Genomic DNA, 22916 nt, shown 5'->3' with positions numbered 1-22916 from the left:
CGCGCAGAACGGACACCGCGCAAGCATACGCGCGCAACCGGTCGCCCGACAAATCGACCCGCTCGACGGCGCAACCGGCCCAACCGGCGCGCGGCGAGGCGGACCACGGCGCCCGGGCCAGGCCAAGCCGCGCCCTCAGCGCGGCGCGCGCGCGCCGGCGGCACGCCGGCCGCCCGAGCCGCGCCGCGCCGCGCGAAGCGCCACGAGCCTGTGCCGCCGCCGCGCGCGCACGAGCTCCACCACCTGCCACGAGGCGAGCGCGAGGCCGCCCGACAGCAGCTCGCGCGCGCGCCGCACCAGTGCCAGCGACAGCGCCGTCTCGCGATCGACGCCGAACAGCTGCGCGAGCAGCACGATGGTCGCCTCCTGTACGCCCACGCCGCCCGGCACCATGAACGCGATGTGCCGGATCGCCTGGATCATCGCCTCGATGGCGATCGCGCCGCTCGCCGAAATGGGATGGCCCAGCATGGCGAGCGCCAGATAGATCTCCAGCGCCCCGCTCAGATAGCCCGCGAACTGCCAGCCGAACGCGCGCAGCAACAGCCCGGTGCGCGACATCAGCGCGATGATCTCGGCGTCGAGCCGCTCGCCGTCGATGCCGCGCAGCAGCTTGCTGGTATCGCCGAGCAGCTTGGCGGCGAAGCGCTCGATGGTCTGGAAGATCCCGCCGCGCCGCAGCATGACGAAACCGATCACGGGCATCGGCAGCGACAGCACCAGCGACAGCGCGATCGTCTTCACGCTGTCGCCGGAGCCGGTGGCGGCCACCAGCAGCACGAGCCCGAGCGCCGAGAACGCGTACTGCACCGACAGCGTCACCAGCAGCTCGACGATCACGGTCGCCGTGACGAAGCTCGCGTCGGGCACGCGCCAGCGCGCCACGCGGATGCCGATCAGCTCGCCGCCCACCCCAACCACCGGCAGCAGCCGGTTCACGGCCTCCCGCACCGTGGCGAGCCACCAGAGGAACGGCAGCGAGGCGCGCCGCGCCAGCAGCAGGCGCCAGCCCTGCGCGTCGAGCAGCAGTGGGAACGCGTGGTAGGGCACGAGCCACAACAGCACGAAGCCGGCGCGGCCGATGGTGTGGATCACGTCGCGCCAGCCCTGGTGCAGGGCCAGCACGAGCAGGATCGCGATGCCGATCGGCCAGCCGAGTCGATGCAGCCATTTCATCATCGCGGGCGGGCGCCTCCCGCGCGGCTGGCGGTGGCTGCCGGCGCCCCGCGCGAGGCGGCCGGATGCGGCCGGCCCTGGCCGAACACCGCGGCGTACCCGCCGCGCGCGAGGCCGGCCGCGTCGAGCGCGGCGGCCACGCGCGGCGAGAGCAGCGCGGCCAGTTCGTCGGCCGGGCGGTAGCCGCGCATCGACGGCGTGATGGGCGCCTCGCCGGCCTCGGCCGGATGGCAATAGATTTCGCCGACGCCATGCGCCGGCAGCGCGGCGATTGCGTCGAGCCAGGCTGCTTCGTTCATGTGTCCCGTCTGTTCAATGCCGATGAGGTAGTCGTTGTGGGCGAGGCCCGCGCGATCGAGCCGCGCGCGCACCAGCGCGATCCACGGCCGCAGCCAGGCCGGCGCCCGGCGCGCGCACGGCAGCCGCACGGCGCGCAGCCCGTAGTCGCGGCCGATCTCGACGAGCATCGCGAGCACGGTCGGGTGCAGATGGAAATGCTTGTGGGCGTTGACATGGTCCAGCGGCAGCCCGCTCGCGGCGAACGCCTCGAACTGCGCGCGGATCTCGCGGCGCAACTGCGCGCGCACCCAGGGCAGGAAGAAGAAGCGGCAGCCGTGCTTCGCCATCGCATCGCCGAAGCGGCCGTCGGGCCCGACCAGCGCGCCGATCTCGCGCGCCGGCAGCATCGCCGCGCCGTCGGCGAGCACCAGGTGCAGGCCGACGGCCAGCGTCGGCAGCCGCCGCGCGCGCGCGATCGCGTCCCGGGCGGCGGGCGCCGCCACCATCAGGCTCGCGGCCGTGAGCACGCCGTCGCGATGCGCGCGCTCGACGGCCGCGTTCACGCGCGGATGCAGGCCGAAATCGTCGGCGGTGACAATCAGCGCGCGCGCGGGCCCCGGTGAATTCGCCACGCGCTCAGGCCTCGTGCGCGCGCAGGAAGCGGAAGAACTCGACGCCTTCGCGCAGGCGGCGCTTCGTCATGTCCCAGCTCGACAGCATCTCGCGCACGATCTCCCAGATCTTCGACGGCCGGAAGTAGAACGCGCGATAGAAGTGCTCCAGCTCGTGATAGATGTCTTCTCGCGACAGATGCGGGTAGCCGATCGCCGCCAGCTGCACGCCCTCCTTGCTGACCAGGTTGATGGTCCGGTTCTCCTCCATCCAGCCGTTTTCCACCGCCTGCTCGTAGAGCTTGGTGCCCGGATAGGGCGCGGCCAGCGACACCTGGATGGTGTGCGGATTGATCTCCTTCGCGTAGGCGATGGTCTTGCGGATGGTGTCCTTGGTCTCGCCCGGCAGCCCGAGGATGAAGGTGCCGTGGATCTTGATGCCCAGCTTCCTGCAGTCCTCGCTGAAGCGGCGCGCGATGTCGGTGCGCAGGCCCTTCTTGATGTTCAGCAGGATCTGGTCGTCGCCCGACTCGTAGCCCACCAGCAGCAGGCGCAGGCCGTTGTCCTTCATGATCTTCAGCGTCGAGTACGGCACGTTCGCCTTGGCGTTGCACGACCAGCTCACGCCCAGCCTGCCGAGCCCGCGCGCGATTTCCTCCACGCGCGGCTTGAAGTCGGTGAAGGTGTCGTCGTCGAACATGATCTCTTTCACCTCCGGCATGTTGTCGCGAATCCACTTCACCTCGGCCAGCACGTTCTCGACCGAGCGCACGCGGTAGCGGTGGCCGCCCACGGTCTGCGGCCACAGGCAGAAGGTGCATTTGGAGCGGCAGCCGCGCCCGGTGTAGATCGAGACGTAGGGGTAGTCGAGATAGCCGATGAAGTAGTTGCGGATCTTGAGGTCGCGCTGATAGACGGGGGCCACGAACGGCAGCGCGTCCATGTCCTCGATCATCGGGCGCGGGCCGTTGTGCTCGATCGCGCCGTCGGCGGTGCGGTAGCTCAGGCCGAGGATCTCGGCGAACGGCTTGCCTTCGGCCAGCTCGCGGCAGGTGTAGTCGAACTCCTCGCGGCAGACGAAATCGATCGCCTCGGAGGCGAGCAGGCAATGGTGGGGATCGACGGCGACCTTGGCGCCGACCATGCCGATCACGATCGAGCGCTTGCGCTGCTTGAGGTCCTGGGCGAACAGGGCGTCGGTGGGAAACGAGGGCGTGCTGGTGTGGATGATGACGAGGTCGTAGCCGGCGGCGATCTCGAGCGTGGCCTGCACCGACAGGCCGTCGGCGGGGGCGTCGAGCACGCGGCTGCCGGGCACGAGCGCGGCGGGCTGGGCCAGCCAGGTGGGATACCAGAACGAGCGGATCTCGCGCCGGGCCTGGTAGCGCGAGCCGGCGCCGCCGTCGAAGCCGTCGTAGGACGGCGCTTGCAGGAACAGGGTTTTCAGAGGGGTTCCGTTATCTTGCATGATTCGTCTTCGTGCAGTCGATGTTCGTCGTCACCGCGCGGCGCCTGCCGGTCCCGCGCACTCGAGGTTCCTGCCGCCGCGCCCGCCGCCCGCCCGGCCGTGCCGGCCCGCGCCACCGGCGCCGGTGCCGCCACCCGGATGCGCGCGCCGCGCCAGATCACGTGCGAGCCGAACGCGGCCGCGATCCAGGCCGCAAGCAGCAGCGTATCGCGAATCGGCACGAGCGGCAGGTCGCGCCAGAACGCGCGCCGGCCCCGCGCGACGCGCGCATGCAGCCGCAGCCGCGCGAGCATGCCGGCCGCCGACGCGAACGCGCCGATCGCACCCGGCACGGTGCCGGCGAGCCAGACCGACAGAGACGCGCCCACCGCCAGCCAGGGCACCGTGAAGGTAATCAGCAGGCTAATGAAGCCACCCATTTTCAGCGAACGGATGGTGCGAAGCCAGCGCGTCTCGCGCGCCCAGAGTTCGCTGAAGCGGGTTTCGATCACGTCGGTCGTCACGTCGACCTCGGACAGCACGGTGCGGCGCCCCATGCGGCGCGGCAGGGCGGCCAGCCAGTAGTCGTCGGCCAGTTCGTCCTTCAGCGCGGCCAGCCCGCCGATCCGCTCCAGCGTCTCGCGCGTGAGCGCGAGCGTCGCGCCGAAGCCGAAATCGCTCGAACCGCCCAGATGCGCGATCCGCACCGACGGCACGAACCATGCGTCCACGAACTGCGCGCCGAGGCGCGCCCAGAAGCCGCCCACGCTGCGCGCATGGTACAGGCAGGTGACCACGCCGATCGACGGATCGGCGAGCGGCGCCGTCACGCGCTCCAGATAGTCGGGCTCGACCGCGATGTCGCTGTCGGCGATCACGAGGCGGCCGTAGCGGGCTCGCCGGCCGATGTTGATGAGGTTGCTGACCTTGCGATTGCGGCCGTGGATGCGCGGATCGATCACGAGCTCGAGGTCGCAATCGCGGAAATCGGCCTGCAGGCGCCGAACCACGGCGATCGCCGGATCGGCCGGCGAAGCCACCCCGCAGATCACCTGATAGCACGGATGCCGCTGCCGGCAGAAGCTCGCGAGGTTTTGATAGAGCCGCGGCTCGGCGCCGCACAGCGGCTTGAGCACGCTCACGCCGGCGCGGCCGTCACGCCAGTGCGCGCGCGGTGCGCGCGGTGCCGGCGCGAGCGCCGCGAACCACGCGTAGACGCAGGCCGCGCAGCTCAGCGCCAACAGCATGCAATCGAGGATCCGCGCGACGGCGCTCATGCGGCGCCCCGGCCGGCCCGGGGGCCGGCACGATGCGCGCTGCGCGATGCGGATTGGACGTCGACAGACACGGTCCCGGCTCCTGGCCCCGCGCGCGGCGGGGCCGTGATGGTTCGATCGGGAGCGCCGCCGCATGCGGCCCGCCACCCGTCGAAGGCGGCGTCTCTCGGCAATCCCGCGGCGCGCTTTAATTTAGGGATTGAGTGTAGCAGCGGATCTCGGACGCCTATCCGCCCCCACCACTGCCTCGACAAATCGACATAAATCGCGACAAATCGGCCGGTCTTGAACGCAATAAAGAGACAGATAACACAAGCACTTTCCCACCGACATCGCCAGCGTCGTCAAGCTTCTCTCGCACTGGAACTTGCGGAGCATCAACTCGACCCGTTTCCATTACGCCATTGACGCGTTGCGCGCACCCCGTCGCGAGGCGTCGGCGAGGCAAGCGGGGCGCGACGAAGTGCGCTTTTCGGTCGCACACCGGCGGCTGGTCGAGGCCGCCGCTTACCCTGCGGGCGGCAGGGTTATCGCGGCACCGCCAGCGGGCTTGCCCACCCTTTGGCACAATCGGCGGCACCTGTCGCGCCGCTTTCACGCGCGTCGGTTCGCGCCGTGCCGGCCCCGCCGGCGCGCGCGAGCCCGCTCCCCTACTTTCCGACTCCCGCCCATGATCCCGTTTTCCGTTCTCGATCTCGCGCCGATCCCCGAAGGCGCCGACGCCGGCCAGGCGTTTCGCAACTCGCTCGATCTCGCGCAGCACGCCGAGCGTTGGGGCTACCAGCGCTACTGGCTCGCCGAGCACCACAACATGCCCGGCATCGCGAGCGCGGCCACCGCGGTGGTGATCGGCCACATCGCCGGCGGCACCAAGACGATCCGCGTGGGATCGGGCGGCATCATGCTGCCCAATCACGCGCCGCTCGTGATCGCCGAGCAGTTCGGCACGCTCGCCTCGCTGTACCCGGGCCGCATCGAGCTCGGCCTCGGCCGCGCGCCCGGTACCGACCAGACCACCGCGCGCGCGCTGCGGCGCGATCTGGCCGGCAGCGCCGACACGTTCCCCGACGACGTGGTCGAACTGCAGCGCTATTTCGCCGACCCGGTGGCGGGCCAGCGGGTGCGCGCGGTGCCCGGCGCGGGCCTGAACGTGCCGCTCTGGCTGCTCGGCTCGAGCCTCTTCAGCGCGCAGCTGGCCGCCATGCTGGGCTTGCCGTTCGCGTTCGCATCGCACTTCGCGCCCGATTACCTGATGCGCGCGCTGGAGGTCTATCGCGCCCAGTTCCGGCCGTCGGCCGCGCTGGCGAAGCCGTATGCGATGGTGGGCGTCAACGTGTTCGCGGCCGATACCGACGAGGCGGCGCGGCGCCTCTTCACCTCGCTGCAGCAGCAGTTCCTGAACCTGCGACGCGGCACGCCGGGCAAGCTGCCGCCGCCCGTCGAGGTGCTCGAGGGCAGCGACTTCGAGCTCGCGAACGTCGCGCATGCGCTGTCGTTCGCGGCGATCGGCTCGCGCGACACGGTGCGCGACCGGCTCCAGCAGCTGATCGCGCAGACCGGTGCCGACGAGCTGATCGTGGCGTCGCAGATCTACGATCACGCCGCGCGCGTGCGCTCTTACGAGATCGCCGCGCAGGTGCGCGACGAGCTTGCCGCGCGATGAACGGGTAAGCGGCCGCACGCCGCGCGCCTGCCAGTCTTCGAGCCCGAGCGGAGCGGCCGGCCCCCGTTGCCGTGCCGGCGGGCGCGATGCCGGGAGCCACGACGACGGCGAACCCGCAGCCAGCCGCACGAACGAGGACGGGTGCGGGATCGCGCGAATCGGCAACCTCGGCCTGCCGGAAGGACCGAGGCGCGGCACGTTTTTCGCATTCTTACAACCAGTCGGACAAGCCGGCCCCGACCTTCCCGGCGCGGTTCGATCAGCGCGTGTTTCCGTGTCGCGGCGAGTTCCTGTATCGTGCAGACACCGAACCGCGATCAGCCGCCGATCATGAAGAACGTCCTCAGCATTCAGTCGCACGTGATCTACGGGCATGCGGGCAACAGCGCGGCCGTGTTCCCGATGCAGCGCCTCGGTGTGAACGTCTGGCCGCTCAACACGGTCCAGCTCTCGAACCACATGCAGTACGGCAACTGGGCCGGCAGCGCGATCGACGCGGCGAAGATGGAGCAGCTGGTGGACGGCATCGCCGCGATCGGCGCGCTCAAGCGCTGCGACGCGATCCTCTCGGGCTTCCTGGGCTCGCCCGCGCAGGCGCATGCGGCGGCCGACATCGTGCGCACCGTCAAGTCGATGAATCCCAACGCCTGGTACTTCTGCGATCCGGCGATGGGCCAGACCGGCGGGGTGCGCCCGGAGCCAGGCGTCGAGGAATTCATCGTGTCCGAGCTGCCGGCGCTGGCCGACGGCATGGCGCCCAATCACAGCGAACTGCAGAAGCTGGCCGGACGCCGCGTCGAAACGGTGCGCGAAGCCGTCGACGCCTGCCGCGAGCTCATCCGGCGCGGGCCGAAGATCATCCTCGTCAAGCATCTGCACGATCGCAACAGCCCGGCCGACCGCTTCAACATGCTGGCCGTCACCGAGCACGAGGCCTGGATCGGCCAGCGGCCGCTCTACGCGTTCCCGCGCCATCCGGTCGGCGTCGGCGATCTGACGAGCGCCGTGTTCGTGGCGCGGCGGCTGCGCGGCGACTCGCTGCGCGCCGCCTTCGAGCACACGCTCGCGGCGGTGCACGCCGTGGTCAAGGCGACCTACGACGCGCGCCGCTACGAACTCGAGCTCGTGGCCGCGCAGGACGAGATCGCGCGGCCGAGCGAGTGGTTCGGCGCCTGGGTGACCGACATCGAATGAGCGCGGCGCGGCGAGCGGCGCACCGGCACCACATGCCCGCGCCGCTCGCTCGTTTCCCGGCCCCGCTTGCCGGCCCCGCTTTTCGGCCCCCGCTTTTCGGCCCTTCCCGGCCCCTGTTTCCCGGCGCCCGCCTTCCGCCCTGTCTGCCACCTCCCGCCGCGCAGCTAATCGCTCCCGCGCGCGCCGCGCTTGCGGCCCTTCGTCCCCGCCATTGCCTCGCGCCCGCGGCGAACGCCGCCGCTCGTGGGCGCCGTCGCAAACGTGTCATTTTCAGGCAATACGATGCGTTTTGTTGCAATCTGTCCAGGCTCGCGATGGCCGCCCCGTTCTCCGCCCCGCCCGTGCCGTCCCATGCCCGCGTCGTGATCGTGGGCGGCGGAATCATCGGCTGCTCGACCGCCTACCATCTCGCCAGGGCCGGCATCACGGACGTGGTGCTGCTCGAACAGGGCCAGCTCTCGTGCGGCACCACCTGGCACGCGGCCGGCCTGGTGGGTCAGTTGCGCACGCAACGCAGCCTGACGCAGCTGATCCGCTATTCCACCGAGTTGTATGCGTCGCTCGAGGCCGAGACCGGCCTCGCCACCGGCTGGAAGCGCTGCGGCTCGCTGTCGGTGGCGCGCACGGCCGAGCGTCTCACGCAATTGAAGCGCACGGCCGCCATGGCGCGCGCCTACGGCGTCGAATGCGAGCTGATCGATGCGCGCGCGGCCGGCGCGCTGTGGCCCGCGATGCGAACCGATGATCTGGCCGGCGCGGCCTGGCTGCCCGGCGACGGCAAGGCGAACCCCACCGACCTCACCCAGTCGCTCGCGCGCGGCGCGCGCCAGCGCGGCGTGCGGATCATCGAGAGCACGCGCGTCACGGCCGTGCTGAGCGAGCGCACCGGCACGCGCCGCCGCGCGGCCGGCGTGGTGTGGCGCAACAAGGCCGGCGACACCGGCACGCTCGGCGCCGAATTCGTGGTGAACTGCGCGGGCCAGTGGGCCAAGGGCCTCGGCCGGCTCGCCGACGTCACGGTGCCGCTGCACGCGGCCGAGCACTACTACATCGTGACCGGCCGGATTCCGGGCACGCACCCGGACCTGCCGGTGATGCGCGACCCCGACGGCTACGTCTACTTCAAGGAGGAAGTGGGCGGGCTCGTGATGGGCGGCTTCGAGCCCGACGCGAAGCCGTGGGGCATGGACGGCATTCCCGACCAATTCGAATTCCAGCTGCTGCCCGACGACTGGGACCAGTTCGAGATCCTGATGCGCAACGCGCTGCACCGCGTGCCGGCGCTCGAGACGGCCGAGGTCCGGCAGTTCTACAACGGCCCCGAGTCGTTCACCCCGGACAACCACTTCATCCTCGGCGAGGCGCCCGAGCTGGCGAACTTCTTCGTCGGCGCGGGCTTCAATTCGATGGGCATCGCCTCGGCGGGCGGCGCCGGCCGCGCGCTCGCCGAGTGGATCGAGGCGGGCGAGCCGACCCTGGACCTGTGGGCCGTGGACCTGCGCCGCTTCGCGCGCCTGCACGGCAACGACGCGTGGCTCCACGACCGCGTGAAGGAAACGCTCGGCCTGCACTACGCGATGCCCTGGCCGAACCGCGAACTCGAGAGCGCGCGCGGCGTGCGGCGCTCGCCGGTCCACGCGCAGCTGCAGGCTGCCGGCGCCTGCTTCGGCAGCCGGATGGGCTGGGAAATCGTCAACGTGTTCGCGCCGCCGGGCCAGCCGCCGCGCATCGACTACCGCTTCGGCCGGCAGAACTGGCACGACTGGAGTGCCGCCGAGCACCGCGCCTGCCGCGAGGCGGTGGCCCTGTTCGATCGCAGCGCGCTGGCCAAGCTGCTCGTCAAGGGGCGCGACGCCGAAAGCGCGCTGCAGTCGCGCCTGGCCAACGACGTCGCGGTGGCGCCCGGCAGCATCGTGCGCAGCGGCATCCTCAACACGCGCGGCGGCTACGAGTCCGACGTCGTGCTCGCGCGGCTTGCCGACGATCGCTATCTGCTGCTCACCGGCACCACGCAGGCCACGCGCGATCTCGACCTGCTCGAGCGTCATCTCGAGGCCGGCGATCGGCGCTGCGTGGCGCTCGACGTGACGGGGCAATACGCGCTCTTCTCGCTGATCGGCCCGCATGCGCGCGCACTGCTGCAGCGCGTCTCGCGCGCGGACTTGCGCGATGCCGGGTTCGCGGCCGGCACCTGCCGCGAGATCGAGCTCGGCCACGCCACCGTGCACGCGCTGCGCCACGCGATCGCCGGCGCGCCGGGCTGGGACCTGCTGGTGCCGGTCGAGTCGGCGGTGCCGGTGCATGCGGCGCTGGTGCACGCGGGCGCCGCGCTCGGGCTCGTCCAGGCCGGCGAGTACGCGCTCGAATCGCTGCGCATCGAGAATGGCCAGGCGGCCTGGGGCCGTGAACTGTCGCCAAGCCTCGACCCGTTCGAGGCCGGCCTCGCCGGGCTCTGCAAGCTCGCGATGCCGATACCGTTCACGGGCTCGGCGGCGCTTGCCGCGCGCGCCGGGCTACCGTGCCGGCGCCGCGTCGTCGCGCTGCGCGTCGAGGGCCGGCCCGACGTCACCTTGTGGGGCGGCGAGGCGATCCTGCGCGACGGCGCGGCCGTCGGCCTACTGAGTTCGGCCGGGTTCGGCCACACGCTCGGCCTGCCGGTCGCGCTCGGCGTGGTGAGTTGCGCGGCCGGCGCGCCCGACCCCACCGAGGGCCGCTACCAGATCGAACTGGCGGGCGAACGGCTCGCCGCGACGGCGCGCCTGCCGGCGCCGCACGATCCGGCCGGGCTCGGGCGGCCCGCATGAGCGCGCCGGCGGCCGCCCCGTCGAGCCCGCCCCCGGGTCGGCCGGCGGGTTCGTCCCGGGCCGGCCGGCGCGGGCGGCATCGGGCCGGCGCCGTCTCGTCATCCGCGCCGGCCGCGCTCCGCCGCGCCGTTTCCTGCCGGTTCGCGCGGCGCGGCGCGGGGCGCTTTCCCACTTGGCTTTCAGCTTGTTTTCACACGCTTTTCCCGGCCCGCCAACCTTGTCTCGGTCACGCGGATGACACCGTTCGCCCGCTATTCTCGGCGACGACGCAGGTCGCGCCCCGCGCGACGCCGGCCGCATTTCTTTCGGCCGTCTCTGGCACGGCCGCCCATTCCCTCCGCCCAGGAAGCAACCCATGACGACGAAACATCGCCGCGACTTTCTGCGCCTCGCCGCCGGCACCGCCGGCGCCGCCGCGCTCAGCGTGTTCCCGCCCGTGATCCGCAACGCGCTCGCGATTCCCGCGAGCCGCCGCACCGGCACGATCCGCGATATCGAACACATCGTGATCCTGATGCAGGAGAACCGTTCGTTCGACCATTACTTCGGCACGCTGCGCGGCGTGCGCGGCTTCGGCGATCCGCGTCCGCTCACGCTCGCCAACGGCAAGTCGGTGTTCCATCAGCCGGCCGGCCTCGGCGAAGTGCTGCCCTTCCGTCCCACCGCGTCGAACCTCGGCCTGCAGTTCATCCAGGATCTGCCGCACGGCTGGCAGGACATGCACGCGGCCTGGAACCACGGCCGCTACGACCAGTGGGTGCCGAACAAGGGCACGACGTCGATGGCCTACCTGCAGCGCGAGGACATTCCGTTCCACTACGCGCTGGCCGACGCGTTCACGATCTGCGACGCCTACCATTGCTCGATCCCGAGCTCGACCGACCCGAACCGCTACTACATGTGGACCGGCTACGTCGGCAACGACGGCCAGGGCGGCGGCCCGGTGCTCGGCAACGAGGAAGCCGGCTACGGCTGGACCACCTATCCCGAGGTGCTCGAGAAGGCCGGCGTGTCGTGGAAGATCTACCAGGACATCGGCGAGGGCCTGAACGCGGCCGGCTCGTGGGGCTGGACCAGCAAGAACGCCTACATCGGCAACTACGGCGACAACTCGCTGCTCTACTTCAACCAGTATCGCAACGCCCAGCCGGGCAGCCCGCTGTACGACAAGGCCCGCACGGGCACCAACGTCAGCGCGGGCGGCACGCTGTTCGACGTGCTGAAGGCCGACGTCGCGAACGGCACGCTGCCGCAGGTGTCGTGGATCTGCTCGCCGGAGGCGTATTCGGAGCACCCGAACTGGCCGGCCAACTACGGCGCCTGGTATGTCGAGCAGGTACTCGCGACGCTGACCTCGAACCCCGAGGTGTGGAGCAAGACCGCGCTGTTCATCACCTACGACGAGAACGACGGCTTCTTCGACCACGTGCCGCCGCCGTTCGCGCCGCAGTCGCGCGACAACGGCCTGTCCACCGTGCCCACCACCAACGAGGTGTTCGCGGGCAACGCGACGCACATGGCCGGCCCCTACGGCCTCGGCCCGCGCGTGCCGATGATCGTGGTCTCGCCGTGGACCAAGGGCGGCTGGCTCTGCTCGCAGACCTTCGATCACACCTCGCTGCTGCAGTTCATCGAGGCGCGCTTCGGCGAGCAGTACGACATCGCGGCCTCGAATATCTCGCCGTGGCGCCGCGCCGTATGCGGCGATCTGACTGCCGCGTTCGACTTCCGCGATCCGGACTCGCGCCTGCCGTCGCTGCCCGACACGAGCGGCTACGCGCCGCCCGACCGCACCACGCACCCCGACTACGTGCCCCTGCCGCCCGTCTCGCAGGCCGTGCCGCGGCAGGAAGCCGGGCTGCGTCGGGCGCGCGCGCTGCCCTACGAGCTGTTCGTGTTCGGCCGCAACGACGCCGCGCGCGGCAAGTACAAGCTGACCTTCGCGAACGGCGGCCGGGCCGGCGCGGCGTTCCAGGTGCAGGCCGCAAACCGCATCGACGGCCCGTGGGCCTATACCGTCGAGGCAGGCAAGAAGCTCGCCGACAGCTGGAGCACGGCGGCCACGCTCGGCCTGTACGACCTTTCGGTGTACGGCCCGAACGGCTTCTTCAGCCGCTTCCGCGGCACCACCGCGGCCGGCGACGGCCACACGCCGAATCCGGAAGCGCTGTACGGCTACGACGTGATCAACGGCAACCTCATGCTGCGCCTCACGAACCGCGGCAAGGCACCGGTGCGGCTGACCGTGTCGAACGGCTATGGCGGCCGCACGCGCACCTGGGAGCTGTTCCCGGGCCAGCGCATCGATGACTACTGGGACCTGCGCGGCAGCCACGGCTGGTTCGACCTGACGATCAGCGACGGCACCGCCTCCGGCTTCCTGCGCCGCTTCGCCGGCCACGTCGAGACGGGCCGCCCGAGCACCAGCGACCCGGCGATCGCCACCGTGTAAACGGCGACGGCGCCCGTCACGTAATGCGACGGGCGCCGTCCGCGGGGTTCTCGCGCCGCGCGCGCTCTCGCGCTCGCCGCCCTGCCCCGCCCCGCCGTGCCGCTCACGCGGCCGGCGGATTGCCTGTTTCGGGTGTGCTCAGTTCGTGAGCTTCGGTTCGCCCTGCGGCTCGCCGACCACGAAGCCGCCGCCCTGGTAGCGCTGTGCCGGATCGTCGAGATTGCGGTCCGGGCCGCTCGACGGGAACAGGTGCTCGAACGGCGCCGAGCTGTCCTGCGGGCGGAAGCCGAGGAACGCGGCCTTGGCGTTGTCGATCCACTTGGTGCGGTTGTCCGACACGCCGTAGACGATCGCGTGGCCAACCCGGTTGGTCATCAGCGAGCAGCGCACCAGCTCGATGAAGTCACGGAAGCTCAGGTAGGTAACCAGCATGCGCGGGTTCTTGGGCACGTCGAACGACGAGCCGATCCGCAGGCACACCGTCTCCAGGCCGAAGCGGTCGAAATAATAGCGCGACAGCGACTCGCCGAAGCACTTCGTCACGCCGTACAGCGAATCGGGGCGCGGCGGCGAATCGACGTCGACCACCTCGGTGACCGGATGGAAACCGACCACGTGGTTCGAGCTCGCGTAGACGATACGGCGCACGCCGAACTGATGGGCGGCCGCATAGAGGTTGTAGACGCCGCGGATGTTGGCCTCGATCAGCGCGTCGAACGGCGCGTCCACCGAGATGCCGCCGAGGTGGATCACGGCGTCCACGCCCTCGACCAGCGCGTTGACGGCGGCGCGGTCGGCCAGGTCCGCCACCACCGCTTCCTCGTGCGGTGCCACCTCGCCGAGCGGCGCGATGTCGCTGACGCGGACGATGTCGGCCCAATCGCCGAGCGCCGCGCGCAGCTGGCGGCCGAGATTGCCCGCGGCGCCGGTGAGCAGCAGGCGGCGGAACGGCTTGGCGGTCGTGGAAGTGGGCGAAGTCACGGCGAAATCCTCTCTGGATGGCGAATCGAAGCAGGTGGCAGGACGCCGATGCAAAGGCATCGAGGCGCGGAATCGCGATCTTATACGATGACTGACGTTTTGGGCTACCCGGCGAGAACCCCTAGCCGCGAGGCCTCCGCCTCACGCGGGTCGGGCGCCGCGCCGCGCGGCGGGCCGCCCGGTCGGGCACGCTCAATCGGCGCCGTCGCGGCCCGCCTCGGCCGCTTCGTGCGCGCGGCGCAGACGCTCGCGGCTGTTGGTCAGGTGGGTGCGCATCGCGGCGCGCGCCGCCTCCGGATCGCGCCGCGCGATCGCCTCGAAGATCGCCTCGTGCTCGTGGTTCAGGCGCCCGACATAGCGTTCGAGATCGTCGCCGGCGAAGCGCGCCGAGTTCACGCGCGCGCGCGGAATGATCGAGGTGCCGAGCTGGGTCATGATGTCGACGAAATAGCGGTTGCCGGTGGCCTGGGCGATCTGCTGATGAAAATGGAAATCGAGCTGGGCCGTGTCGCGGCCGCCCGAGGCGCTCTGCGCGATCGCGTCGAGCGCGCGGCGCAGCGAATCGAGGTCGGTATCGTTGGCGCGCTGCGCGGCGAGGCTCGCGCATTCGCTCTCGAGGCTGATGCGCAATTCGAGCACGGCGAGCACGTCGCGCAGCGTGGTGATGGTGGCCGGATCGATGCCGAGCGTGCGGCGCCGCTCCGGCGCCAGCACGAAACTGCCGATCCCGTGGCGCGTCTCGATCAGGCCGCTCGCCTGCATCCGCGAGATCGCCTCCCGCACCACCGTGCGGCTCACCCCCTGGGTGGCCATCACTTCCGTCTCGGTCGGCAGCTTGTCGCCGGGACGCAGCATGCCGTTCTCGATCTGCGAGCTCAGCGCGTCGACGACATCTTGGGCGAGGCTGCGGGCGCGGCGGCGCGGGGGCACGGGGAGCGCGGGCACGGACATGGGGCCTTATCCTTAAAATAGAGAATCCGACCCGACGGAAAGCGGATCAGACCGAAATGGCGCGGCCATTATACTGCGTCACAAGTCATCCGATGACTGATGTTTCCCCCAATCCCTTGACGGACGGGGTCGCGGCGGCACGGCGCACGCGGCGGTCGGATGTCGAATCATCGCACTTCTTGACGCGCCTGGACAGATCGGCCTGTCGGGCCGCTGCCGACGGCTCGCGCCGGCAGTGCGGCAGCAGGTTCAGCCGGCGCCGATGCCGCGCGCCATGCCGGCGGCGGCGAACACGATGAGGATGATCAGCGCGGCCTGCGCATGGCAGATGCGCGAATAGGTGAACGCGCGCGCCACATCGGGCAGCTCGCCGCGCCGCACGGCCGCTCGCCACCGCAGCAGCGCGCTCATTGGCCGGATCTCGAGGATCAGGATGATCACGAAGGCCGTCATCTTCAGATGGAACAGCGGCTCGTGCAGATAATAGGCGCTGCCCTTCTCGAAGCCGCCGAACGCGCGCATCAATCCGGTGACGAGCAGCACCAGCGCCGTCAGCCCCCAGCCGGTGTCGGCACGGAACACGGCCTTCAGGTCGGCGACCTGCACCACGGGCGCGGCGGCGACGCGCTTGAACGCGCGATTGCGCGTGGCGCTCGCGGCCAGCGCGAGACCGAAAGCGCTCAGGTGGATCGCGGCCAGCAGCCACTGAATGATCATCGCAAGCTCCTGTTTCGGGCGGGACGGCCATGCCGCACCCACGCGGCGCGGCCCGCAGGACTTTGAGGCAGGCGGCCCGACCGCCGCTCCGCGAGGCGATCGTGCCGCCTGGAGGATGTCAGCCGAACTGCCGCAAGGTCGCATCGAGTGCGCGCGCGGCGGCGCGATCGCCCTCGGTCGCGAGCGGCGCGCGCATCACGAGCTTGCGATTATGACCGACCGCCGCCGGCGAATTCCAGAGCAGTTCGACCTTCGGCCGCGAGAACGGCCGGCCGCGCGGAATATCCGAGCTCGCCGGCACGCCGGGCCGGGCGCGGTCCGGTTCGGCCGATGCCGGCCCCGCCCCGTCCGCGGCGGCCGTCTCGGCGGCGGCGGGCGCCGCCGCGGGCCCGGAGCTTGCTATCAACGGCTCTGACCGGGGGGGCGACAGGGCCGGGTCCCGGCCCGAATCCGCGCCGCCCGCCGGCTCGACAGCATGAACGGGCGCGGCCGCCGCGCCGGCGTCGAGCGAGGGGCCGGCGTCGGCCGCAGCAGCGGCGCCGCCCGGTGCGATCGCCGCCTCCGGCTCGAGCGCGGCGGTCGCGGACATGGCCACCACGGCCGGCGGCTCGACCACCGCGGGAGGCGGCAGCACGGTGCCGCGCGGCCAGCGAATCGCCAGCTCGCGCGCATCGTATTGCCCGACCTTGCGGCTTTCCATCCAGACCACCACGGTGCGCGTGAGCACGTCGAGCGAGATCGCGTAGCGGCCGATCGCGAAGCGGCGGGCGGCGATATTGGTGCGCCAGAGCGGCTGCGGGCGGCAGATCCATACCACGGCGGCATAAAGCACCGGCGCGACCACCAGCCAGCCGTTGCTCGCCACCACCGCGTGCAGCGCACGGCGCCAGCCGGCGAACCAGACGAACGCGCCGACCGACCAGACGGCGAACAGTAAGCCGAGCAGCGCGAACAGGCGCAGCGCCTGCCGCAGCCATTGCGGCAGCGGATGGCTCGGCCGCTCGGCGCGCGCGGCGGCGCCGGGCAGCGTCATCAGCAGGAACAGGAACACCAGGTTCACGCAGGCCCACGGCGACGACGCCATGGTCGACAGCGTCGACCATGCCATCTGCGCCATGGCGTGCAGCCAGCGGACGAACAGCACGAGACCGATCGCGCGCAACGCGAAAATGACGCCGGCGCCAGGGGCCGGACTCGCGCGCGTGATTTTCGTTCTCGCCAAAACCTCTCTCCTGTCGATCTCGCCGGTGCCGGATTTTACGAAACGGCCATTATAGGGGCATGACCTGCCGCGTCAGACGAAAGCCGTCGCATTGCAGCCAAACGGGCCCGGCCGCGCGGCGCGGATACAACACCGAAGGCGCCCCCGAATGGACAACGCCCCGCGGGGCAAAAACCCTGCGGGGCGTCGGAGCGCGCCGGAACGGCCGGCGCGCCGCTCGTGCGATCAGTTCGCGTTGACTTCGCGCAGCACCGTGCGGCGGCTCTGGCGCAGCAGTTCTTCATAGACCTTCACGTAGTTGGCGGCCATCACCTTCGACGAGAAGCGCGATTCGAACGCGCCGCGCACCTTCTCGCGCGGCAGCGTGTCGAGCTGCTTGACGGCGGCGACCGCCGAGATCTCGTCCTCGACGACGAAGCCGGACACGCCGTTGTCGATCACTTCGGGCACCGAGCCGCGCTTGAATGCGATCACCGGCGTGCCGCAGGCCATCGCCTCGATCATCACCAGGCCGAACGGCTCCGGCCAGTCGATCGGGAACAGCAGCGCGTGCGCATTGCCGAGGAATTCGGACTTCTGCGATTCGTTGATTTCACCGATGTACTCGACGTGCGGCAGCGCGAACAGCGGCTTGATCTTCTCTTCGTAGTACGCGCGGTCGGCCTTGTCGAGCTTGGCGGCGATCTTGATCGGCAGGCCGGCCTGCTCGGCGATGCGGATCGCGGTGTCCACGCGCTTTTCCGGCGAGATGCGGCCGAGGAAGGCGAGGTAGCTCGGCTTGGCGTCCTTGGGCGGCGTCAGCAGGTTTTCCGGCAGGCCGTGGTAGACGGTCGGCTGCCAGTTGGCCTGCGGCAGCGGAATGCGCTGGTTGTCGGAGATCGACACCACCGGCACGGTGTTGAAGGTGTTGAAGATCGGCTGCAGTTCCGGCAGATCCAGGCGGCCATGCATCGTCGTGACGTGCGGCACCGGCTGGCGCGAGAACAGCGAGAACGGGTAATAGTCGATGTGGAAATGCAGCACGTCGAATTCGTCCGCGCGGCGGCGCACTTCCTCGAGCAGCAGCATGTGCGGAGCCATCACGTCGCGGATCGTCGGATCGAGGCGCAGGGCCTGCGGCCAGAACGCTTCGAGCTTCGCGGACGTCTGCGAATCGCCGCTAGCGAACAGCGTCACGTCGTGCCCCATCTCGACCAGTGCTTCGGTCAGGTAGGACACTACGCGTTCGGTGCCGCCGTACAGCTTCGGGGGAACCGCCTCGTGCAACGGAGCGATTTGAGCGATTCGCATTCGAGTAACTCCTAAAATATCGGCAAAAAGTCAGGCTGGATCAACCGTAAGCCTTGCCGTCCGGCGAGCCGGACTGATCAAAACGTCGGACAAAAACGACCGGCTCGCGGTAACGAAGCGCCGCCCACTGACGGCGCACTTGCATTCAACGCGTGGTGCCTTACGTCGTTGACAGCATCCCGTAAAATTTCCTTCATGCTGCGGGAGGCGGCACCGGGCATCCTGTAAAAATGACTCAGGGTTAGCCCGAACGGCATTATCGAGGCGAACGATGGCCGCGGCGCGGAACATTTCAAAGACTTTACCTTGTTACAAAGGCGCAACATTTTGCAACCCTTGGATTTTCAAGGCGGAATTAGAGTAGGACCATCGTTGACGCGCCGCCACAAACTTACCGGCCGGCCCGCCTGTTCGTTTCACGAGCCCCAGGTCCGCGCGCACCGCGCGCAACGCATGCGAGCCGCCGGATTTTATCCCAAAATGGATCGCAGACCGTAGCTCGATCGGATGCGATCGGGTGCGGCACAAAACCCGGGCTTGTTTACAATGCCGGCTTTCGTCTGCTTCTTGGACCGGCGCGGCACGCTGTCCGCACTGCGCGCGCCGCTTAACCTCCGTTCGACCACACGCACAAATTTTGGAAGCTCTCACACCTGCCCAGCGCAACGCCCACAACGCGAAGCTCTCGAGCTATGCGAGCCGCCCCCTTGCGTTTCTGTTCCGCTACATCCGCAAGCATCCCGTCGCCCATCTGATCGTGCTGGCCAGCGTGCTGGCGGCGGTCGGCTGCGCGCTCGGCTCGCAGTACGCGATCAAGCACCTGATCGACGTGCTGGCCGGCGGCCGCCATCACCCCGGGCCGCTGTGGGCCGCGTTCGGCCTGCTGGTGGGCCTGATCGCGGCGGACAACATGCTCTGGCGCGTCGGCGGCTGGGTCGCCGCGCACACCTTCGTGGCCGTCACGGGGGACCTGCGCCGCGACCTGTTCCAGTACCTGAGCGGCCACTCGCCGACCTATTACGCCGAGAAGCAGCCCGGCACGCTCGCAAGCCGGATCACCGCCACCTCGAACGCCGTCTACACGTCCGAGAACACCATGGCGTGGAACGTGCTGCCGCCTTGCATCGCGGTGGCGGGCGCGATCGTCATGATCATCGTCGTCAATCCGCTGATGGCGCTCGGCCTGTTCAGCTGCTCGGCGGTGCTGGCCGTGGTGCTGTTCAAGCTGGCCGGACGCGGCTCGGCACGCCATCATGCGTTCGCGACCAAGGCCGCGGCGGTGGACGGCGAACTGGTCGACGTGATCGGCAACATGTCGATGGTGCGCGCGTTCGGCATGACGCTGCGCGAGCAGAAGCGCTTCGGCCAGACCGTCAAGGCCGAGATGGACGCGCGTCAGCAAAGCCTGCTCTACCTCGAGAAGCTGCGGCTGCTGCACGCGGTGATCACGGCGATGCTGTCGGCCGGCCTGCTCGGCTGGGCGCTGCTGCTCTGGGACCAGGGCCGCGCGACCTCGGGCGACATCGTGCTGGTCAGCTCGCTCGGCTTCACCATCCTGCACGGCACGCGCGACCTCGCGGTTGCGCTGGTGGACGTCACGCAGCACATCGCGCGGCTCGCCGAGGCCGTGAAGACGATCCTCGAGCCGCACGGCATGCCGGACCGCTCGGACGCGACCGACCTGCAGCCGAGCGGCGGGCGCGTCGAGTTCGACAAGGTCACGTTCGCCTATCCGGGCCGCCGGCCGATCCTCGACCATTTCGACCTGCGCATCGAGGCGGGCCAGCGCGTCGGGCTGATCGGCAAGTCGGGCGCCGGCAAGTCGACCGTGCTCGCGCTGCTGCAGCGTTTCTACGACGTCCAGCACGGCGCGATCAAGATCGACGGCCAGGACATCGCCGCGATCACGCAGGACAGCCTGCGCCAGCAGATCGCGCTGGTGCCGCAGGACATCTCGCTGCTGCACCGCTCGATCTACGAGAACATCGCCTACGGGCGCCCCGACGCGAGCCGCGAGGAAGTGCTCGCTGCCGCGCGCGACGCGCGCTGCAGCGAATTCATCGAGGCCATGCCCGACGGCTATGACACGATCGTCGGCGACCGCGGCGTGAAGCTGTCCGGCGGCCAGCGCCAGCGCATCGCGATCGCGCGCGCGATCCTCAAGGACGCGCCGATCCTGCTGCTCGACGAGGCCACCTCGGCGCTCGACAGCGCCTCCGAGGAAGCGATCCAGGCCGCGCTCGACCGGCTGATGGTGGGCCGCACCGTGATCGCGATCGCGCACCGGCTCTCGACGCTGCGCAACTTCGACCGGATCATCGCGATGAGCGCCGGCAAGGTGATCGACGACGGCTCGCCCGCTGAGCTGCGCAACCGCCCCGGCATCTATCGCGACCTGCTGACCAAGCAGCACGGCCACGCCATGATGCCCGACGACGACGCGACGCTCGGCGACGAACGCGTCGCCTGACGCACCGCCCAGCCGAGACGAAAACCGCCGGTCCAGCCGGCGGTTTTTTCATGGACGCGCGGCTCAGCCGGCCCTCTGCAGATCGCGCAGGAAGTTGTCGCGCCAGACCGAGACGTTGTTCTCGCGCAGCTGCGCGATCATCTCGGTGTAGCGCGCGCGGCGCTCGGCCACCGGCATCGACAGCGCCTGCGAGAGCGCCTCGGCCATGCTGTCGATATCCATCGGATTGACGATCAGCGCGCCCGTCAGCTCGCGCGCGGCACCCGCGAAGCGCGACAGCACCAGCACGCCCGGGTCCTCGGGGTCCTGCGCCGACACGTATTCCTTCGCGACCAGGTTCATGCCGTCGCGCAGCGGCGTCACGAAGCCGACGCGCGCGAGCCGGTACAGCGCGGCGAGCAGCGGCCGTTCGTACTGCCGGTGGATGTAGAGGATCGGCGCCCAGTCGAGCTCCGCGTAACGGCCGTTGATGCGCCCCGACTCGCCTTCGAGCTGCAGCCGGATGTCCTGGTAGGCGCGCAGGTCCGCGCGCGTGGACGGCGCGATCTGCAGGAACGACACGCGGTTGCGGTACGACGCCTCGTGCTCGAGCAGCTTCTCGAACGCGCGGAAGCGCTCGACGAGCCCCTTCGAGTAATCGAGGCGATCCACGCTCATCACGAGCTGCCGCCCGTGCAGCGAGGTGGCGAGCGTACGCACCGCGCGGCCGTTGGCGCCCGCCTGCGCGAGCGAGGCGATCTCGTCGGGATAGATGCCGATCGGATAGGCATGCGCCTGCAGCACGCGGCCGAACGCGCGGATCGTCACCGGGCCGCTGCCGCGGATGCCGGGCGCGCCGCCGCGCTCGAGGCTGCCCTGCGCCTCCGCGTCGATGTAGTCGCAGAACGCGCGCAAGTCCGGCTCGGTCTGGAAGCCGAGCAGGTCGTACGAGCACATCGCCTCGACCAGCATGCGGTGCGGCGGCACGTTGACGAGCACCTCGGCGGCCGGAAACGGGATATGCAGGAAGAAGCCGATCCGGTTCTTCACGCCGGCCGCGCGCAGCGCCTGCGCGAACGGAATCAGGTGATAGTCGTGGACCCAGATCACGTCGTCGTCGCGCAGCAGCGGCACCAGTTGCTGCGCGAGCCAGACGTTGACGCGGCCATAGCCCTCGAATTCGTGGCGGTCGTACTGGATCAGATCGGTCCGGTAGTGGAACGCGGGCCATAGCGTCGCGTTCGAGAAGCCGCGATAGTACTGGTCGTAATCGCGGCGCACGAGGCCGATCGTGGCAAACGTCACGGGGCCGCGCTCCTCCACGCGGATCTGCGGCGCGCCCGAGGCGACCACCTCGCCGCTCCAGCCGAACCACATGCCGCCGGTTTCCTTGAGCGCGTCGTAGACGCCGATAGCGAGGCCGCCCGCGGCCGGTTCGCCCTCGGAGATCGGCGCGACCCGATTCGATACGATGATCAGCCGGCTCATGCGCGGGCGGGCTCCGCCGCAATCCAGGCGGCGATCTGCGCGCGCATCGCCTCGACCGAATCGAGCCGTGCGCGCGCCGTGGTATCGCCCGCGCCAATCTTGATCGACAGGCCGCCGGCCGCATCCACCACCGCGAAGCCCTTCTCGTCGGTCAGGTCGTCGCCGGCGAACACCGGCCTGCGGCCCGCGAACGGCGGCTCGTTCAGGAACGCCGCGATCGCGCGGCCCTTGTCGACGCCTTTCGGCTTGATCTCGAACACCATCTTGCCGGGCTGCAGCACGTAGGCATCGGGATAGTCGGCCACGAGCCGCTCGGCCGCCTCGCGCGCCACCGCCTCGCGTTCGGGGGCGTTGCGGAAATGCAGCGCGACGGCCGCGCCCTTGATCTCGAGCAGCATGCCGGGATGACGCTCGACCACCGCGGCGAGCTCGTGCTCGATGCGCAGCAGGCGCTCGTCGTTGAAGCCCACGCGCTGCGTATCGCCGTTCGCGTCGCGCCGCTCGGCGCCGTGCAGCCCGGCGACCGGCAGGTCCGTGAGGCCGAGGAAGCCGTCGATGCTGTCGATGCCGCGGCCCGAGACGATCGCCACCGCGCCGCGCGTGAGCGTGCGCAGCTCGGTCAGCAGCGCGGGCAGCGAGGCGGGTACGTGAATGCCGTCTGGCGTCGGCGCGAGATCGACGAGCGTGCCGTCGAAATCGAAGAAGAATGCGGTATCGGTCAGGGGGAGGGAAGCCGGGACGGATTGCATCGGTTCTCGGGTGAGGGTGGCGTGGGCATGGCTGGCCGCCGCCGGCGCAGCGGCCGACGAAAGCATGACGGCATCTTACCGCGCCGGCCGGGCCGAGGGCAAAACCGCCGGTGCCGCGCCGGCCGGCCGAGATGGGTTGGCGCGCGGCCCGGATCCGTTTCGCGTG

The 22916-nt window shown here is 70.2% G+C and carries 16 protein-coding genes; 5 read left to right on the top strand and 11 right to left on the bottom strand.

Translation table 11 applies throughout. From position 1 onward, the window contains the following. Positions 1-135: 135 nt before the first annotated feature. From KS03_RS22125 to hpnI, 4 genes are read right to left on the bottom strand one after another with little or no spacing between them, the layout of a single operon-like run. Positions 136-1179 (bottom strand): lysylphosphatidylglycerol synthase domain-containing protein, encoded by a 1044-nt coding sequence (locus KS03_RS22125; protein WP_012735066.1) that lies wholly within the window; start codon positions 1177-1179, stop codon positions 136-138. Then, positions 1176-2087 (bottom strand): hopanoid biosynthesis-associated protein HpnK, encoded by a 912-nt coding sequence (hpnK, locus tag KS03_RS22120; protein ID WP_012735065.1) that lies wholly within the window; start codon positions 2085-2087, stop codon positions 1176-1178. Before hpnK ends, KS03_RS22125 begins: the two co-directional genes overlap by 4 nt. 4 nt (positions 2088-2091) lie before the next feature. Next, complete coding sequence (gene hpnJ / locus KS03_RS22115; RefSeq protein ID WP_012735064.1) at positions 2092-3534, bottom strand: hopanoid biosynthesis associated radical SAM protein HpnJ; 1443 nt, start codon at positions 3532-3534, stop codon at positions 2092-2094. Further along, entirely contained in the window at positions 3510-4790 is a 1281-nt protein-coding gene (hpnI, locus tag KS03_RS22110) for a bacteriohopanetetrol glucosamine biosynthesis glycosyltransferase HpnI (RefSeq protein WP_012735063.1), read from the bottom strand. Before hpnI ends, hpnJ begins: the two co-directional genes overlap by 25 nt. 670 nt (positions 4791-5460) lie before the next feature. Between hpnI and KS03_RS22105 the strand changes: the two genes are divergently transcribed. The 4 genes from KS03_RS22105 to KS03_RS22090 all read left to right on the top strand — a co-directional run bounded on the left by KS03_RS22105 (position 5461) and on the right by KS03_RS22090 (position 12903). Continuing rightward, a complete protein-coding gene (locus KS03_RS22105) occupies positions 5461-6453 on the top strand; it encodes an LLM class flavin-dependent oxidoreductase (protein WP_012735062.1) in 993 nt (330 codons plus the stop codon). Between the two features lie 330 nt (positions 6454-6783). Beyond that, on the top strand, positions 6784-7647 hold the full coding sequence (gene pdxY, locus KS03_RS22100; protein WP_012735061.1) for a pyridoxal kinase PdxY: 864 nt from the start codon (positions 6784-6786) through the stop codon (positions 7645-7647). Positions 7648-7961: 314 nt separating this feature from the next. Further along, positions 7962-10451, top strand: a complete 2490-nt coding sequence (locus KS03_RS22095; RefSeq protein WP_012735060.1) for a GcvT family protein — start codon at positions 7962-7964, stop codon at positions 10449-10451. Positions 10452-10806: 355 nt separating this feature from the next. After that, positions 10807-12903, top strand: coding sequence for a phosphocholine-specific phospholipase C (locus tag KS03_RS22090; RefSeq protein WP_012735059.1), 2097 nt, complete (start codon positions 10807-10809; stop codon positions 12901-12903). A 138-nt stretch (positions 12904-13041) separates the two neighbouring features. Here KS03_RS22090 and KS03_RS22085 read toward each other — a convergent pair whose 3' ends face one another. The 5 genes from KS03_RS22085 to KS03_RS22065 all read right to left on the bottom strand — a co-directional run bounded on the left by KS03_RS22085 (position 13042) and on the right by KS03_RS22065 (position 18064). Further along, positions 13042-13884: an NAD-dependent epimerase/dehydratase family protein gene (locus KS03_RS22085; protein ID WP_012735058.1), complete on the bottom strand. Its 843-nt coding sequence runs from the start codon at positions 13882-13884 to the stop codon at positions 13042-13044. Between the two features lie 192 nt (positions 13885-14076). Further along, complete coding sequence (locus KS03_RS22080) at positions 14077-14835, bottom strand: FadR/GntR family transcriptional regulator (protein WP_012735057.1); 759 nt, start codon at positions 14833-14835, stop codon at positions 14077-14079. Positions 14836-15084: 249 nt separating this feature from the next. Then, positions 15085-15552 carry a DUF2214 family protein gene (locus KS03_RS22075; protein ID WP_012735056.1) on the bottom strand — a complete coding sequence of 156 codons (468 nt, stop codon included), beginning with the start codon at positions 15550-15552 and terminating at the stop codon, positions 15085-15087. Between the two features lie 118 nt (positions 15553-15670). After that, positions 15671-16774 carry a hypothetical protein gene (locus KS03_RS22070; protein WP_012735055.1) on the bottom strand — a complete coding sequence of 368 codons (1104 nt, stop codon included), beginning with the start codon at positions 16772-16774 and terminating at the stop codon, positions 15671-15673. A 225-nt stretch (positions 16775-16999) separates the two neighbouring features. Next, positions 17000-18064: a glycosyltransferase family 4 protein gene (locus tag KS03_RS22065; RefSeq protein WP_012735054.1), complete on the bottom strand. Its 1065-nt coding sequence runs from the start codon at positions 18062-18064 to the stop codon at positions 17000-17002. A 637-nt stretch (positions 18065-18701) separates the two neighbouring features. Here KS03_RS22065 and KS03_RS22060 point away from each other — a divergent pair. Continuing rightward, entirely contained in the window at positions 18702-20534 is a 1833-nt protein-coding gene (locus KS03_RS22060) for an ABC transporter ATP-binding protein (protein WP_012735053.1), read from the top strand. A 63-nt stretch (positions 20535-20597) separates the two neighbouring features. On the opposite strand, the gene otsA is transcribed toward KS03_RS22060, so the two are convergent. Together otsA and otsB are read right to left on the bottom strand one after the other, a co-directional pair. Beyond that, positions 20598-22001 carry an alpha,alpha-trehalose-phosphate synthase (UDP-forming) gene (gene otsA, locus KS03_RS22055; RefSeq protein WP_012735052.1) on the bottom strand — a complete coding sequence of 468 codons (1404 nt, stop codon included), beginning with the start codon at positions 21999-22001 and terminating at the stop codon, positions 20598-20600. Continuing rightward, complete coding sequence (otsB, locus tag KS03_RS22050; protein ID WP_012735051.1) at positions 21998-22750, bottom strand: trehalose-phosphatase; 753 nt, start codon at positions 22748-22750, stop codon at positions 21998-22000. The genes otsA and otsB overlap by 4 nt, the downstream gene beginning before the upstream one ends. Between the last annotated feature and the right edge of the window lie 166 nt (positions 22751-22916).

This window comes from Burkholderia glumae LMG 2196 = ATCC 33617 (genome assembly GCF_000960995.1).
In the GTDB taxonomy this organism is placed as follows: domain Bacteria; phylum Pseudomonadota; class Gammaproteobacteria; order Burkholderiales; family Burkholderiaceae; genus Burkholderia; species Burkholderia glumae.
This window is presented reverse-complemented; position numbering and strand designations above follow the sequence as displayed.